We start from the raw sequence: 18,394 nt of genomic DNA, 5'->3' as shown, positions 1-18,394 counted from the left end.
CCGCTGTTCTCGGTTCGCTGCGTCGTGGTGAGGGTGGTCTCGATCGTTTCTGGCAGTCGCTGGGTGAGGCGTATGTCCGTGGTGTGAGTGTGGATTGGGACGCGGTGTTCGCGGGGACGGGTGCCCGCCGGGTGGATCTGCCCACCTACGCCTTCCAGGCGCAGCGGTTCTGGCCCGAGGCCGCCCCCGTGTCCGAGGTGACGGCCACGCCGGAGAGTGCGATCGACGCCCGGTTCTGGGAGGCCGTCGAACGCGAAGACCTGGAAGGGCTGGCCGACACCCTCGCCCTCGGCAGCCCCGACGAGATCGGTTCGCTGAGCACGGTTCTCCCCGGCCTCTCCTCGTGGCGCAGGCAGAGCCGTGAGCAGTCCACCGTGGACGGCTGGCGCTACCGCGTCACCTGGAAGCGGGTCGCCGAGCCCGCCACCGCCCGCCTTTCGGGCACTTGGCTGGCGGTTGTGCCCGAGGGGCTTTCGGGGGCCGCCGCCGACTGGGCGGACGGGGTGCTGCGTACGCTCACCGAACACGGCGCGGAGATACGTACCGTGAGCGTCGCGACCGGCGACACCCGGGAGGCGATCGCCGACGGCATCCGGACGGCCGACACGGCCCCTGCCGGGGTGCTCTCCCTCCTCGCGCTCGCGGGCGAGAACGCCTTCGCCACCGAGCTCGCGCTCTCGCAGGCGCTCGGCGACGCCGAGGTGGCCGCGCCGCTGTGGTGCGTCACCCGGGGCGCGATCGCCACCGGACGCTCCGAGCGGGTCACAGCCCCCGTGCAGGCGCTGATCTGGGGCCTTGGGCGGGTCGCGTCCATGGAACAGGGTGGCCGCTGGGGTGGTTTGCTCGACCTTCCCGTCGCTCTCGACGGCCGTACGCGCGACCGGCTGGCGGGCGTGCTGGCGGGTGACGGTGGTGAGGATCAGGTCGCGGTTCGTTCTTCCGGTCTCTTCGGCCGTCGTCTCGCTCATGCTCCTCTGGGGGAGAGTGTGGCGGTACGGGAGTGGCGTCCGGAGGGGACCACGCTGGTCACCGGTGGTACGGGGGCGCTGGGCGGGCATGTGGCCCGCTGGCTCGCCGAGAACGGCGCGGAGCATGTGCTGCTGACCAGCCGCCGGGGCCCGGACGCACCGGGTGCGGCAGAGCTGGAGAAGGAGCTGACCGAGCTGGGCACGCAGGTCACCATCGCGGCCTGCGATGTCAGCGACCGCGACGCGGTGGCCGCCCTCATCGCCTCCGTACCCGCCGAACAGCCCCTCACCGCAGTGATCCACGCGGCGGCGGTGGTGGACGACGGAGTGATCGAGACGCTGACTCCCGAGCAGGTGGCGGACGTTCTGCGGGTCAAGGTCGATGCCACGCTGCATCTGCATGAACTCACCCGCGAACTGGACCTCTCCGCGTTCGTCCTCTTCTCGTCCTTCGCCGCCACCTTCGGCGCGCCCGGCCAGGGAAACCAGGCTCCGGGCAATTCCTTCCTCGACGCCTTCGCCGAGCACCGGCGCTCCGCCGGGCTCCCCGCGACCTCCATCGCGTGGGGTCCCTGGGGCAGTGCGGACGGCGACGACAGCGCCGCCGGCGACCGGATGCGTCGCCACGGCATCCTCGCCATGTCGCCCGAGCGCGCGGTCTCCGCGCTCCAGCACGCGCTGGACCGGGACGAGACCACGCTGACCGTCGCCGACATGGACTGGAAGCGGTTCACGCTCGCCTTCACCGCCGACCGTGACCGGCCGCTGCTGCTCGAACTGCCCGAGGCCCGGCGGATCATCGAGAGCGCGGAGCGAGAGTCCGCCGACGACCTCGCCGGGGGAGTGCCGCTGACCCAGCAGCTCGCCGGACTTCCCGAGGTCGAGCAGGAGAGGCTTCTTCTCGAACTGGTCCGCACCGCCGTCGCCGCCGTCCTCGGTCACACCGACCTGGCGGCGGTCGAGGCCGGGCGGGCCTTCAAGGAGCTGGGCTTCGACTCGCTCACCTCCGTCGAACTGCGGAACCGCCTCGGCGCGGTGAGCGGGCTGAAGCTCCCGGCCAGCCTCGTCTTCGACCACCCCACCCCGGCCGCCGTCGCCGCCTACCTGCGCGCCGGGATCGTGCCCGACGCGGCTGCGGGCGGCGCCCCGCTGCTGGAGGAGCTGGACAAGCTCGAAGCCGTACTTGAACGGGGGACCGCCGACAACGTCGTACGGGCCCGGGTCACCATGAGGCTCCAGTCGCTGCTGGCGAAGTGGAACGAGAGCGACGACCCGGCGGGTGCCACCGGCCGGAGCGCCGCGTCGGACGGAAACCCGGACGGAAGCGCGTACGGAGGGTCGGACGGGGTGCTGGACGATGTCGAGCAGCTCCAGGAGGCCAGCGACGAAGAGCTGTTCGCCTTCATCAACAAGGGGCTCGGCCGAGCCTGAAACCCGGTTTGAATCCAGGGGCCGTAATGTCCGCCGGGTCATGGCCGCCGTATGCGATTCTTCAATGAATTGAGTTATTGACGGCGTGCCTGTTATTGGCCAGGATGGTCAGCCCCCTGGGATATTCCTGTAGGGCCGCCGCCCTCTATGTCTCCCGCCACCCAGGGGGGCGTAGGGGGCGGTTAGGGGTTGTCGGGGAGATTGGGCTACTCATAGCCTGATATAGAGCAGTCGATTCAATGAGTGAATGAAATGGCTGTTTACCCGATGTAATTCTCGGCTCTGTGCAAACAGTATTCCGATGCCGTCTGCTGTAAATGGGTGGTTGCGTTAAATGGCGAATGAAGAGACGCTGCGGGACTACCTGAAGCTGGTGACGGCGGATCTGCATCAGACGCGTCAGCGGCTGCGCGACGTCGAAGCGAAGAACCAGGATCCCATCGCGATCGTCGGCATGGGCTGCCGCTACCCGGGCGGCATCGACTCGCCCGAGGATCTGTGGCGCGTTGTCGCCGACGGCGTCGACGCCATCACCGACTTCCCCGCCGACCGTGGCTGGGACATGGAGACGGTCTACCACCCGGACCCCGAGAATCCGGGTACCAGCTACGCCAACCAGGGCGGATTCGTCCAGGACTTCGCGCGCTTCGACCCCTCGCTCTTCGGGATCTCGCCGCGTGAGGCGCTGGCGATGGATCCTCAGCAGCGTCTTCTCCTCGAAACCTCCTGGGAGGCTTTCGAGCGGGCCGGTATCGACCCGACCTCGATGCGCGGCAGGCAGGTCGGCGTCTTCGTCGGCACCAGTAATCACGACTATCTGACCGCCCTGCTCAGCTCCTCCGAGAATGTCGAGGGCTATCTCGGCACCGGCAACGCGGCCAGCGTCGCGTCCGGCCGGCTCTCGTACACCTTCGGCCTCGAAGGCCCGGCGGTCACCGTCGACACCGCGTGCTCGTCCTCCTCGGTCGCCCTGCACCTGGCCGTACAGGCGCTGCGCAACGGAGAGTGCTCACTCGCCCTCGCGGGCGGCGCGACCCTGATGTCCGCGCCCGGCACCTTCATCGACTACAGCAAGCAGCGCGGACTCGCCGTGGACGGACGCTGCAAGGCGTTCTCCCCGGACGCCGACGGCTTCAGCCTCGCCGAGGGCGTCGGCATCCTGCTGGTCGAACGGCTCTCCGACGCGCGTCGCAAGGGCCACCCGGTCCTCGCCGTCGTACGCGGCACCGCCGTCAACCAGGACGGCGCGTCCAACGGACTGACGGCTCCGAACGGGCCCTCGCAGCAGCGGGTCATCCTCCAGGCGCTGTCCAACGCCCGGCTCACCCCCGCCCAGATCGACGCCATCGAGGCCCACGGCACCGGCACCGGCCTCGGCGACCCGATCGAGGCGCAGGCGGTCATCGCCACCTATGGCCAGGACCGTCCCGAGGGCCGCCCGCTGTGGCTGGGTTCGCTCAAGACCAACATCGGCCACGCGCAGGCCGCCGCCGGTGTCGCCGGTGTCATCAAGAGCGTCATGGCGATGCGCCACGGAGTGCTCCCGCGCACCCTCCACGTGGACGAGCCGACCCCGCACGTCGACTGGTCGGCCGGTGAGGTGGAACTGCTCACCGAGGCGAGGCCGTGGCCGCAGAGCGACCAGCCGCGCCGTATCGGCGTCTCCTCGTTCGGCATGAGCGGCACCAACGCCCACATCATCCTGGAGAGCGCACCGGACGCCACGGAGAAGCCGGAGAAGCCGGAGAGGTCTGAGACCCCGGACGCCCCGGCCCCGGCCGGGCGGGCCGTCCTGCCCGTGGTCCTCTCCGGCAGGACCGAGACCGCGCTGCGTGCCCAGGCCGTCGCGCTGCACACCCATGTCACGGCCCACCCCGAGCTGACCACCGCCGATCTCGCCTTCTCCCAGGCGCTCACCCGCGCCGCCCTGGACCGCCGTGCCGCGATCGTCGCCGACGACCGCGAAACGCTGCTCGAAGGGCTCGCCGCGCTCGCGGAAGGACGCCCCTCCGCCGAAGTCCTCGAAGGCACCGCCACAGAAGGCAAACTCGCCTTCCTCTTCACCGGCCAGGGGAGTCAGAGGCCGGGGATGGGGCGTGAGCTGTATGCGGCGTATCCGGTGTTCGCTCGGGCGCTGGACGAGGTGTGTGCTCGGTTCGCTCCCGAGTTGGCTCTGAAGGAAGCGCTGTTCGGCGACGAGAGCGGTGCTCTCGATGAGACGGCGGTGACTCAGCCGGCGCTGTTCGCGGTCGAGGTGGCGCTGTTCCGGCTGGTGGAGAGCTGGGGGCTGAAGCCGGACTTCCTGTCCGGTCATTCGATCGGTGAGATCGCGGCGGCGCATGTGGCGGGTGTGTTCTCGCTGGAGGACGCCTGCACTCTGGTGGCGGCTCGTGGCCGTCTGATGCAGGCGCTGCCCACGGGTGGCGTGATGATCGCGGTCCAGGCGTCGGAGGACGAGGTCCTTCCGCTGCTTACCGATCGCGTCAGCATTGCCGCGATCAACGGCCCGGCGTCCGTCGTCATCGCGGGTGACGAGAGCGCTGCTCTCGCTGTGGTCGAGCACTTCGCCGACCGCAAGTCGAAGCGTCTCACCGTCAGTCACGCGTTCCACTCGCCGCACATGGACGGCATGCTGGACGCGTTCCGTACGGCGATCGCGGGGCTTTCGTACGGCGACCCGAAGATCCCGGTCGTCTCCAACCTCACCGGTGCTTTGGTCGGCGACGACATGTCGACTGCCGACTTCTGGGTACGCCACGTCCGCGAAGCCGTCCGCTTCCTCGACGGCATCCGCTGGCTGGAGAGCCGAGGCGTCACCACCTATCTCGAACTCGGCCCGGCAGGCGTGCTCTCCGCCCTCGGCCAGGACTGCCAGACCGCCACCGGCCCCCGCGCCGCCGCCTTCCTTCCCGCGCTGCGCGCCGGACGCCCGGAGGCGCGGTCGCTCAACGCCGCCGTCGCGGGCGCTCATGTACGCGGCCTCTCCCCGGACTGGTCCGCGCGCTTCGCCGGGACCGGCGCGCGCCGCGTCGAGCTGCCCACGTACGCCTTCCAGCGCGAGCTGTACTGGCCCCGCGACCCCTTCACCGACCTCGCAGGACCGGCGGAGGGCGGCGAACTCGGCGCCACGGACGCCCGATTCTGGGAGGTCGTCGACAGCGAGGACCTGGCGGCCCTCGCCGAGACCCTCGGAGTCGACGGCGAGCAGCCGCTGAGCAGCGTGCTGCCCGCGCTCTCCGCCTGGCACCGCCGTCAGCGCGACCAGGACGCCGTGGACGGCTGGCGCTACCGCGTCAGCTGGAAGCCGCTGACGGACACCGCGCCCGCGCCGCTCGCCGGGACATGGCTCCTCGTCGTGCCCGAGGGCGTCGAAACCCCGTGGACCACGGCCGCCGAACGCGCCCTGACGGCGCGCGGCGTCGTCACGCGCACCCTTGCCGTCGACGCCGCCCGGCACGACCGGGCCGCCGTCGCACGACGGATCACTGAAGCCCTCGCGGACACCGGCACCCCCGCCGGGGTGCTCTCCCTGCTCGCGCTGGACGAGCGGCAGCACCCCGAGGACCCGGCGCTGCCCGCGGGTCTCGCCGCCACCACCGCCCTGCTCCAGGCGCTCGGCGACACAGGAGTGGAAGCCCCGCTGTGGACCGCGACCCGGGGCGCGGTGGCCACCGGCCGCTCCGACCGGCTCAGCAGCACCCTCCAGGCGCAGGCCTGGGGCCTCGGCCGTACCGCCGCGCTCGAACTGCCCGAGCGCTGGGGCGGTCTCGTAGACCTTCCGGAGAACCCCGACGAGCGGTCCGCCGGCCGGCTCGCCGACATCCTCGGCGGCCTCGGCACCGAGGACCACCTCGCCGTACGCTCCACCGGGATCTTCGCCCGCAGACTGGTTCGCGCCCCCCGCGAGCAGCGCCCCGAAACCGAGTGGACCACCACCGGCACCGCGCTGATCACCGGCGGCACCGGTGCGCTCGGCCGGCACCTCGCCCGCTGGCTCGCCCGTACCGGAACCCCTCGTCTGCTGCTGGTCAGCAGGCGCGGTCCGGACGCCGAGGGAACGGCCGAACTCGCCGCCGAACTGCGCGGGCTGGGAGCGGAAGTCACCTTCGCCGCCTGTGACGTCGCCGACCGTGAAGCGGTGGCAGCCCTGCTCGCCGCCGTCCCGGCCGAACACCCCCTCACCGCGGTCGTCCACGCCGCCGGCGTCCTGGACGACGGAGTGCTGGACGCCCAGACCCCGCGCCGCCTCGCCGGGGTCATCCGCCCCAAGGCGTACGCGGCGCAGATCCTCCACGAGCTGACCCGCGAGCTGGAACTGGACGCGTTCGTCCTGTTCTCCTCCGTCGCGGCCGTCTTCGGCGCGGCCGGTCAGGCCAACTACGCAGCCGCCAACGCGTATCTGGACGCTCTGGCCGAGCAGCGCCGCGCCGACGGGCTGCCCGCGACCGTGGTCTCCTGGGGAGCCTGGGCCGACGGCGGCATGGCCACCGACGAACTCGTCGCCGAGCGTCTGCGGCTGGCCGGACTGCCCGCCCTCGCGCCGGAGCGGGCGCTGGCGGCGCTGCGGCTGTCGCTCACCCTGGACGAGACCGCGTCCGTCGTCGCCGACGTGGACTGGGCCCGGCTGGCCCCCGGCCTCACCGCCGTACGCCCCTGCCCGCTCATCGCCGACCTCCCCGAGGCGGCCCACGCGCTCGCCGCCGCCGGGGAGACCGGCCCCGCCGCCGAGGCCGACGGCTTCGCCCGGCAGCTGGCCGACGCCCCGGCGGGCGAACGCGACCAGCTGGCGCTGGAGTTCGTACGCACCCAGGTCGCCGCCGTCCTCGGCTACGCGGGACCGGCCTCGGTCGACCCCGGCAGCGCCTTCCGGGACCTCGGCTTCGACTCGCTGACCGCCGTGGAGATCCGCAATCTCCTCACCGCGCGCACCGGTCTGAAGCTGCCCGCGACCCTGATCTTCGACTACCCCAACACCCTCTCGCTGGCCGCCTTCCTCCAGGACGAGCTGCTCGGCACCGCGACCGCCACCACCGGAACGGCCCTCACCGCCGCCACGGGCAGTGGCCCGGCCGCCGACGACGACCCCATCGCCATCGTCGCGATGAGCTGCCGCTTCCCCGGCGGTGTGCGGACCCCGGAGGACCTCTGGCAGCTCCTCGTCAACGGCCGTGACGCCATCTCCGGCTTCCCCGCCGACCGGGGCTGGGACCTCGACGGGCTGTACGACCCCGAGGCCGCCGCCGACAACACCAGCTATGTCCGCGAGGGCGGCTTCCTCGCCGACGCGACCGACTTCGACCCGGGCTTCTTCGGGATCTCGCCGCGCGAGGCGCTGGCGATGGACCCTCAGCAGCGTCTTCTCCTCGAAACCTCCTGGGAGGCCTTCGAGCGGGCGGGTATCGACCCGGCCACCGTGCGGGGCGAGCGCGTCGGCGTCTTCACCGGCACCAACGGACAGGACTACCTCAACGTCATCCTGGCGGCCCCCGACGGCGTCGAGGGCTTCCTCGGCACCGGCAACGCCGCCAGTGTCGTCTCCGGCCGGGTCAGCTACGTCCTCGGCCTGGAGGGCCCGGCGGTCACCGTCGACACCGCCTGCTCGTCCTCCCTCGTCGCCCTCCACTGGGCTATCCAGGCGCTGCGACAGGGCGAGTGCACCATGGCGCTCGCCGGCGGTGTGACCGTGATGTCCACCCCCGCCTCCTTCATCGACTTCAGCCGTCAGCGCGGGCTCGCGGAGGACGGTCGCATCAAGGCGTTCGCGGCGGGCGCGGACGGCACCGGCTGGGGCGAGGGCGTCGGCGTCCTCCTCGTGGAGCGCCTCTCCGACGCGCGGCGCAACGGACACCCGGTCCTCGCGATCGTGCGTGGCTCGGCGATCAACCAGGACGGCGCGTCCAACGGTCTGACCGCCCCGAACGGTCCGTCCCAGCAGCGCGTCATCCGCCAGGCCCTGGCCGGCGGCGGACTGACCACCACGGACGTCGACGCCGTCGAGGCGCACGGCACGGGCACCCGGCTCGGTGACCCGATCGAGGCACAGGCGCTCCTCGCGACCTATGGTCAGGACCGTCCCGAGGGGCGGCCCCTGCTGCTGGGCTCCATCAAGTCCAACCTCGGCCACACCCAGGCCGCGGCGGGCGTCGCGGGCCTGATGAAGATGGTGCTGGCGATGCGGTACGGGGTGCTTCCGCAGACCCTGCACGTCGACGCTCCGACTCCTCATGTCGACTGGTCGACCGGTGACATCTCCCTGCTGACGGAGGCGGTGGAGTGGCCGGAGACCGGCCGTCCACGCCGCGCGGGCATCTCGTCCTTCGGCATCAGCGGGACGAACGCCCACACCATCATCGAGCAGGCCCCCGAGAGCGGCCCTGCCGACCCTGCCGACCCGGCGCGGTCCGAGGGCGCCCTTCCCTGGCTGCTCTCCGCCAAGGACGGCGACGCCCTCCGCGACCAGGCCCGCCGCCTCCACGCCCACGCGGTGACCCACCCCGATGCGAGCCCCGCCGATCTGGGACTCTCGCTCGCCACCGGCCGCTCCGCCTTCGAGCACCGCGCCGCCGTCGTCGCCACCGGCCGCGAAGCACTTCTCGCCGGTCTCGAAGCACTCGCCGAGGGCCGTTCGGCGGCAGGTCTGGTCGAGGGTTCGGCGGTCGCCGGGAAGCTGGCGTTCCTGTTTACGGGGCAGGGGAGTCAGCGGCTGGGGATGGGCCGTGAGCTGTACGAGGTGTACCCGGCCTTCGCGGACGCGTTGGACGGGGTGTGTGCCCAGTTCGCTTCCGATCTGCCGTTGAAGGAAGCACTGTTCGGCGACGAGAGCGGTGCTCTCGATGAGACGGCGGTGACGCAGCCGGCGCTGTTCGCGGTCGAGGTTGCCCTCTTCCGCCTCCTTGAGTCGTGGGGTGTGAAGCCGGACTTGCTGTCCGGTCATTCGATCGGTGAGATCGCTGCGGCTCATGTGGCGGGTGTGTTCTCGCTGGAGGATGCCTGCACCCTGGTCGCGGCGCGTGGCCGTCTGATGCAGGCGCTGCCTTCGGGCGGTGTGATGATCGCGGTCCAGGCGTCGGAGGAGGAGATTCTCCCGCTGCTGACCGATCGCGTGAGCATCGCCGCGATCAATGGCCCGACGTCGGTGGTGATCGCGGGTGACGAGAGCGCTGCTCTCGCTGTGGTCGAGCACTTCGCCGACCGCAAGTCCAAGCGGCTGACCGTCAGTCACGCGTTCCACTCGCCGCACATGGACGGCATGCTGGAGGCGTTCCGCGAGGTCGCCGAGAACCTTTCGTACGGCGACCCGAAGATTCCGGTCGTCTCCAACCTGACCGGTGCTCTGGTCACGGACGACATGTCGACTTCCGACTTCTGGGTCCGCCATGTCCGCGAGGCGGTCCGTTTCCTGGACGGTGTCCGTGCGCTGGAGGCCGCCGGGGTCACCTCGTACGTGGAACTCGGCCCGGACGGGACCCTGTGCGCCCTCGCTCAGGGCTGTGTCGATGGCGGTGACGCAGTCTTCGCGCCCGTGCTCCGCAAGAGCCGCCCCGAGGCGGAGACGGTGACCACGGCTCTCGCGCGGGCGCATGCCCAGGGCGTGACCGTCGACTGGGCCGCGTACTTCGCGGGTACCGGCGCGCAGCGCGTCGACCTGCCCACGTACGCCTTCCAGCGGCAGCGCTACTGGCCGGCGGTCTCCTCGTACTACCTCGGCGATGTGGAGGCGATCGGCCTCGACGACACCGCGCACCCGCTGCTCAGTGCGGGGGTCGCGCTGCCCGAGTCCGACGGGATGGTGTTCGCGGGGAGGCTCGCGCTCTCCACGCACCCCTGGCTGGCCGATCACGCGATCCTCGGCAGTGTGCTGCTGCCCGGCACGGCCTTCGTGGAGCTGGCGACCCGCGCCGGCGACCAGCTCGGCTGTGACCGGCTGGAAGAGCTGACCCTTGAAGCGCCGCTGGTGCTGCCCGAGCACGGCGGGGTGCAGCTGCGGGTGTGGGCCGGTGCCGCCGACGAGTCCGGGCGACGCCCGCTCGCCCTGCACTCCCGCGCCGAAGGCCTGGCCGCCGAAGAGCCGTGGACGCGGCACGCCGGCGGTGTGCTCGCCACCGGCGGACGGACCCTGGCCGACTTCGAGCTGACGGCATGGCCGCCCGCCGACGCCACCCCCGTAGAGCTGGACGGCCGGTACGACGACCTCGACGCCATCGGATTCGCCTACGGCCCCACCTTCCGGGGGCTGCGTGCCGCCTGGCAGCGCGACGGCGAGATCTACGCCGAGGTCCGGCTCCCCGAGGGCACCGAGGACGAGGCCGGCCGGTTTGGTCTGCACCCGGCGCTGCTCGACGCGGCGCTCCACGCCATCGGCCTCGGCGGCATCGGCGCGGACGACGGCCGGGGCCGGCTGCCCTTCGCCTGGAGTGGTGTCTCCCTGCACGCGGCGGGCGCGTCCGCGCTGCGCGTCCGTCTCTCCCCGGCCGGGGCCGAAGGAGTCAGGCTGGAGATCGCGGACGCCTCCGGGGCCCCGGTCGCCGCCGTCGAGTCCCTCGGGCTCCGCCCGGTCACCGCCGACCAGCTCCGCGCGGCGCGCGCCACCTACCACGAGTCCGCCTTCCGCCAGCGATGGACCGAACTCCCGGGGCTCGGCGCTCCGTCCGGCACCCCGCCGATCCGGTACGCCCGTATCGGCGAGGGCGAGCACTTCGGCGTCGTCGCCGCCGACCGCTACCCGGACCTCGCGGCCCTGGCCACGGCCATCGACGCCGGAGCGACCGCGCCCGACGAGGTCTTCGTCACGCTCGCTCCCGGCGGAAGCCCGACCACCGCCGATGCCCTCACACCCGCCACCGCCGTGCACGGCGCGGCGCACGGAGCGCTCGCGCTCATCGGCGGTTGGCTGTCGGACGAGCGGTTCGCCGCCTCCCGTCTGGTGGTCGTCACCAAGGGAGCGGTGGCGACCGAGCCGGACGGCGATGTGACGGACCTGGCCGCCGCCACCGTGTGGGGTCTGCTGCGGTCCGCGCAGACGGAGAACCCCGGCCGGATCGCGCTCGTCGACACCGACACCGACACCGACGGAGTGGACGGCGGCCGGACCGGGCAGGCTCTGCGGTCCGCGCTCACCTCCGACGAGGAGAGGTTCGCGCTGCGCGCGGGCACCGTCCTCGTACCCCGCCTCGCGCGGATCGAGACCCGGCCGGACGACGAGCCCGGCCGCACCCCGGCCTTCGGGCCCGGGGGCACCGTACTGATCACCGGCGCGACCGGCGCGCTCGGCGGTCTGATCGCCCGGCACCTCGTCGCCGAGCACGGTGTGGAGCGGCTGCTTCTCCTCGCCCGGCGTGGAGCCGACGCTCCCGGTGCGGCCGAACTCGTCGCCGAACTGGCCGAGTCCGGCGCGCAGGCCGTCTGGGCGGCGTGCGATGTCGCCGACCGGGACGCGCTCGCCGCCGTACTGGCCGCCGTGCCGGAAGACCGCCCGCTGACGGCCGTCGTGCACACCGCCGGTGTCCTCGACGACGGGATCGTCACCTCGCTGACCCCGGAGCGGCTCTCCGCCGTGCTGCGCCCGAAGGTCGACGCGGCGCTCCACCTGCATGAACTCACCCGGGATCTGGATCTCTCCGCGTTCGTCCTGTTCTCCTCGACCTCCGGCGTCTTCGGCGGCCCGGGGCAGGGCAACTACGCGGCGGCCAACTCCTTCCTGGACGCCCTCGCCCAGCACCGCCGTGCCCACGGGCTCCGCGCCACCGCGACGGCATGGGGCCTGTGGTCCGTCGCCGACGGCATGGCTGGGGCGCTGGACGCCGCCGACGTCAACCGCATGCGCCGGGCCGGACTGCCGCCGCTGACGGCCGCCGAGGGAGTGGGGCTGTTCGACATCGCGGTCGGCCTGGACGAGGCCGCCCCCGCCCTCATGCGGATCGACACCGAGGCCCTGCGCACCCAGGCCGCCGCCGGCGCCGTCGCGCCGCTGCTGCGCGGGCTCGTACGGGGCGTCGCCCGGCGCGCCGTCGACGCCTCGGCCGCCACCGGCGCGGCGACGACCGAGCTGCGTGGCCGCCTCGCCGGACTCTCCGCCGCCGAGCGGGACCGGACCCTGCTCGATCTGGTCCGTACGCAGGTCGCGGCCGTGCTCGGACACGCGGGACCCCACGCGGTCGAGTCGGGCCGGGCGTTCAAGGAGCTGGGCTTCGACTCGCTGACCGCCGTCGAGCTGCGCAATCGGCTGAACGCGGCCACCGCGCTGCGGCTGCCCGCGACCCTGATCTTCGACTATCCGGACCCGACCGTCCTCGCCCGGCACCTGCGCACCGAGCTGATCGGCGACGACACCGACACAGACACGGAAACCGGCACCGCCTCCGTGGCCGGGCCCATGACGGCCGTCGCCGACGACGAGCCCATCGCGATCGTCGCGATGAGCTGCCGCTACCCCGGCGGCGTACGCTCCCCCGAGGATCTGTGGCAGCTCCTCACGGCGGGCGCGGACGGCATCAGCCGGCTCCCGGAGAACCGTGGCTGGGACACCGAGGCGCTGTACGACCCGGACCCGGAGAGCCAGGGCACCTCGTACGCCCGCGAGGGCGGTTTCCTGCACGACGCGGCCGAGTTCGACGCCTCCTTCTTCGGGATCTCGCCGCGTGAGGCGCTGGCGATGGACCCTCAGCAGCGTCTTCTCCTCGAAACCTCCTGGGAGGCGTTCGAGCGGGCGGGTATCGCGCCCTCGGCGGTGCGCGGCAGCCGGACCGGCGTCTTCGCCGGTGTCATGTACCACGACTACGGCGCGCGGCTGCACGCCGTGCCCGAAGGCGTCGAGGGCTACCTCGGCACCGGCAGCTCCAGCAGCATCGTGTCCGGCCGGGTCGCCTACACCTTCGGTCTGGAGGGCCCGGCGGTCACCGTCGACACCGCCTGCTCGTCCTCCCTGGTCGCCCTGCATCTCGCGGCGCAGGCGCTGCGCAACGGCGAATGCTCGCTGGCGCTCGCGGGCGGTGTCACCGTGATGTTCACGCCCGGCACCTTCATCGAGTTCAGCCGTCAGCGCGGTCTCGCCGCCGACGGCCGCTGCAAGTCCTTCGCGGCGGCTGCCGACGGTACGGGCTGGGGCGAGGGCGCGGGCATGCTCCTGCTGGAGCGGCTCTCCGACGCCCGCCGCAACGGGCACCAGGTCCTCGCCGTGGTCCGTGGCTCCGCCGTCAACCAGGACGGTGCTTCGAACGGACTGACGGCCCCCAACGGCCCGTCCCAGCAGCGCGTCATCCGGCAGGCCCTCGCCAACGCGGGCGTCGCCGCCGCGCAGGTCGACGCCGTCGAGGCGCACGGCACGGGGACGACGCTGGGCGACCCGATCGAGGCGCAGGCGCTGCTCGCGACGTACGGCCAGGAGCGCACCGACGACCGGCCGCTGCTGCTGGGCTCGGTGAAGTCCAACCTCGGTCACACCCAGGCCGCTTCGGGTGTCGCGGGCGTCATCAAAATGGTCATGTCGATGCGCCACGGCGTGCTGCCCAAAACGCTGCACGTGGACGAGCCGACCCCGCATGTGGACTGGTCGGCCGGCGCGGTGTCTCTTCTGACGGACGCGGTCGAGTGGCCGGAGACCGGCCGGCCGCGCCGCGCGGGTGTGTCGTCGTTCGGCATCAGCGGGACGAACGCGCACGCCATCATCGAGCAGGCCCCCCGGACGCAGGAGCCGGAGACGCCGGAGCCGGAAGCCGCCGGGCCCCGGCCCTCCGCGACGGACCCCTCGCCCGTGCCCCTGCTCGTGTCGGCCCGCGGCGAGGACGCTCTCCGGGCCCAGGCCCGCCGTCTCCACGCCCATGCGCAGGCCGACCCCGGTCTGAACATCGCCGATCTCGCGCTCTCCCTGGCGACCACCCGATCGGCTCTGGAGCAGCGAGCCGCGCTGGTCGCCGGGGACCGTACGGAGCTGCTGCGCGGCCTGGACGCCCTCGCCCGGGGCGAGGACACGGCGGGGCTGCTGCGCGGCACCGCCCATGAGGGCCGCTCGGCGTTCCTCTTCACCGGCCAGGGCAGTCAGCGGCCGGGCATGGGACGCGAGCTGTACGAGGCGTATCCGGTGTTCGCCCGGGCGCTGGACGAGGTCTGCGCCGAGCTGGACCGGCATCTCGACGCACCGCTGAAGGAAGCACTGTTCGGCGACGAGAGCGGTGCTCTCGACCGGACGGCCGTCACTCAGCCCGCACTGTTCGCGGTGGAGGTGGCGCTGTTCCGGCTCGTGGACTCCCTCGGCCTGCGGCCCGACTTCCTCTCCGGCCACTCCATCGGCGAGATCGCCGCCGCGCACGTCGCCGGGGTCTTCTCGCTCCAGGACGCCTGTGAGCTGGTCGCCGCGCGTGGCCGCTTGATGCAGGCGCTGCCTTCGGGCGGTGTGATGGTCGCGGTCCAGGCCTCGGAGGAGGAGATCCTCCCGCTGCTGACCGATCGTGTCAGCATCGCCGCCGTCAACGGCCCGCAGTCGGTCGTCATCGCCGGTGACGAGGACGCCGCCGCCAAGATCACTGAGCAGTTCGGCGACCGGAAGACCAAGCGGCTGACGGTAAGTCACGCGTTCCACTCGCCGCACATGGACGGCATGCTGGAGGCGTTCCGTACGGCGATCGAGAACCTTTCGTACGGCAACCCGACGATCCCGATCGTCTCGAACCTGACCGGTGCGCTGGTCGGCGACGACATGTCGACTCCCGAGTTCTGGGTCCGCCATGTCCGCGAGGCGGTCCGTTTCCTCGACGGCGTCCGCGCCCTGGAGGCCGCAGGAGTCACCTCGTACGTGGAACTCGGCCCGGACGGGGTCCTCTCCGTCCTTGCCCAGGAGTGCGTCACCGACAACACCGCCGCCGCCTTCCTGCCCGTGCTGCGGCAGGGCAGGCCCGAGGCGGAGACCGTCACCGCCGCGCTCGCCCAGGCGCACATGCACGGCATCGCCGTCGACTGGGACGCGTACTTCGCGGGCAGCGGCGCGCGGCGCGTCGAGCTGCCGACGTACGCCTTCCAGCGCAAGCGCTACTGGCTCGACGTCGGAGTCTCCGTCGAGGACGTGATGGCGGCCGGCCTGGAGACGGCGGACCATCCGCTGCTCGGCGCGACCGTCGGACTGCCCGCGTCCGACGGGCTGGTCCTCACCGGACGCCTCGCGCTCTCCACCCATCCCTGGCTCGCCGAGCACACGGTCCTGGACACCGTGCTGCTGCCCGGCACCGCCTTCGTGGAACTGGCCCTGAGGGCCGGTGCGGAATGCGGCTGCGACACCGTCGAAGAGCTGGCCATCGAGGCCCCCCTCACCCTGCCCGCCAAGGGCGGCGTCCAGCTCCAGCTGGCGGTGGAGGCGGCCGACGACACCGGCCGCCGGACGCTCACCCTGCACTCCCGCCGCACGGAGGCCCCCGCCGACGAGCCCTGGACGCGGCACGCCGCGGGCGTCCTCGCCCCCGCCGGACCGGCTCCCGCCTTCGACCTCTCCCAGTGGCCCCCGGCCGGTGCCGAACCGGTGCCCACCGACGGCTTCTACCCGGGCGCGGAGGCCGCCGGACTCGGCTACGGCCCGATGTTCCAGGGGCTGCGCGCCGCCTGGCGGCGCGACGGCGTACTCTTCGCCGAAGTCGCGCTCGACGAGGAGTACGAGAGCGAGGCCGCCGCCTACGGAGTGCACCCCGCCCTCCTCGACGCCGCCCTGCACGCCATCGGCCTCGGCCTCGGAGCGCCCGGCGAGAGCGCCGGTACCGCCGCCGAAGGGGCCCGACTGCCCTTCGCCTGGACCGGGGTACGGCTGCACGCGGCCGGAGCGTCCGCCGTGCGCGTCCGCCTCACCGCCGCCGCACCCGGAGGGGTGACCCTGGAGGTCGCCGACTCCACCGGAGCCCCGGTGGCCACGGTCGACTCCCTCGTCCTGCGCCCCGTCTCGGCCCAGCAGCTCGGCGGCGACCGGGCCGCGCACCACGAGTCGTTGTTCGGCGTGGAGTGGGCCAAGGTGCCCGTAGCGGCCGGAACCATCCCGTCCGGTGAGCGCTGGGCGGTGCTCGGCGAGGACGGGCCCGAGCTCTCGGTCGCCGGTGAGCGGCTCGGCGGACACCCGAGCCTCTCCGCACTCCGCGACGCGCTCACGGCCGGGGCCTCCGCACCCGACGTCGTCTTCCTGCCGTTGCCCGCCGCGCACGTCGAGCCTGCCGTGTCTGCCGTGTCTGTCGCCGGAAGCGGTCTGCCCGCCGCCGCCAGGGCCGCCGCGCACCATGCGCTCGCCCTGCTCAAGGAGTGGCTGGCGGACGAACGGCTCGACGGCTCACGCCTGGTGTTCCTGACCCGTGGCGCGGTCGCCGCCGTGCCCGGCGAGCGGATCGCCGACCCGGCTCACGCCCCGGTCTGGGGGCTCGTCCGCTCCGCGCAGTCCGAGAACCCCGGCCGGTTCGTGCTCGCCGACACCGACGGCACGGACGCCTCCTTCGGGGCCCTGGCCGCCGCGCTCGCCACCGACGAACCGCAGCTGGCCCTGCGCTCCGGCGAGGCCCACGCCTTCCGGCTGACCCGGATCCCGGCCGCCGACACCTCCGCCGACACCTCCGGTGATTCCTCCGGTGAGGTTCCGGCGTACGACCCGGACGGCACCGTGCTGATCACCGGCGCGAGCGGCACCCTCGGCGGACTGTTCGCCCGCCATCTCGTGTCGGAGCGGGGTGTGCGTCGTCTGCTGCTGCTCAGCCGCCGTGGCGATCGGGCCCCGGGCGCTGCCGAGCTGGCCGCTGAGCTGGCCGGTCTGGGTGCGGAGGTCCGGTGGGCGGCGTGCGACGCGGCCGACCGGGAGGCGCTCGCCGCCGTACTGGCCGCGATCCCCGCCGAGCACCCGCTGACCGCCGTCGTGCACACCGCCGGAGTCCTCGACGACGGCATCATCGAATCCCTCACCCCCGAACGCCTCGACACCGTCCTGCGCCCCAAGCTCGACGCCGCGTGGAATCTGCATGAGCTGACCGAGGGCCACCGGCTCTCCGCCTTCGTGCTCTTCTCGTCGGTCGCCGGCAGCTTCGGCGCTCCCGGGCAGGGCAACTACTCGGCCGCCAACTCCTTCCTGGACGCGCTCGCCCAGTACCGCCACGCCCGGGGACTCCCCGGCCAGTCACTGGCCTGGGGCCTGTGGGCGGCCGACGACGGCATGGCGGGCGCGCTCGCCGACGCCGATCTGACCAGGATGGCCCGCTCCGGAGTGGCCGCGCTCGCACCCGGCGAGGGGCGCGCGCTGTTCGACGCCTCCCACGCCCTCGGCAACGCCGTCCTGGTGCCCATGAAGACCGAACCGGCAGCCCTGCGCGCCCAGGCCGCGGACGGCACACTGCCGCCGCTGCTGCGCGGCGTCGTCCGCACCCCCGTGCGCCGCGCCGCCGACTCCGGGACCCGGGGCGGAACCCGCCCCGGCGCGGAGACGGCGGGCTCACTCGAAGAGCGGCTCGCGGGACTGGCACCCGCCGAGCGCGAGCAGACGATCATGGAGCTGGTCCGTACCCAGGTCGCGGCCGTGCTCGGCTACCAGGGACCGGACGACGTCGACGCCGGACGGGGCTTCCTCGACCTCGGCTTCGACTCGCTGACGGCGGTCGATCTGCGCAACCGGCTCACGGCGACCGCCGGGCTCCGGCTGCCCGTCACGCTGATCTTCGACTACCCGTCGCCCGCCGCGCTCGCCGCCTACCTCGGCGAACGCCTCGGCCAGGGCGACCCGGCCCGCCGGCCCGTCCACACGGAACTCGACAAGCTCGAATCGATGCTCGCCGAAGTCGGCCCCGACGACGCCGACCGCGCGGGCATCACCGCCCGGCTGCGAGACCTCATGGCGAAGTGGAATGACACGCACAGTGCACAGGCACAGGACAGCGCCGCCGACGAGCGGGAAATCCAGTCCGCCACGGCCGACGAGATCTTCGATCTCCTCGACGAGGAACTGGGCCTGTCCTGACCGGCCCCGGGCCGCGAGGCCCGGGCCGTTCCCCTCG

Annotated in this window: 2 protein-coding genes; both read left to right on the top strand. The window is 72.8% G+C overall.

What is annotated here, in order from left to right; translation table 11 throughout:
- A partial coding sequence (locus tag ABD371_RS34725) for an SDR family NAD(P)-dependent oxidoreductase (protein WP_344486415.1) occupies positions 1-2,399 on the top strand: 2,399 nt, incomplete at its 5' end.
- A 334-nt stretch (positions 2,400-2,733) separates the two neighbouring features.
- Positions 2,734-18,357 (top strand): type I polyketide synthase, encoded by a 15,624-nt coding sequence (locus ABD371_RS34720; protein ID WP_344486412.1) that lies wholly within the window; start codon positions 2,734-2,736, stop codon positions 18,355-18,357.
- The last annotated feature ends 37 nt before the right edge of the window (positions 18,358-18,394 follow it).

The sequence above is a fragment of the Streptomyces amakusaensis genome, assembly GCF_039532665.1.
Classification (GTDB): domain Bacteria; phylum Actinomycetota; class Actinomycetes; order Streptomycetales; family Streptomycetaceae; genus Streptomyces; species Streptomyces amakusaensis.
This window is presented reverse-complemented; position numbering and strand designations above follow the sequence as displayed.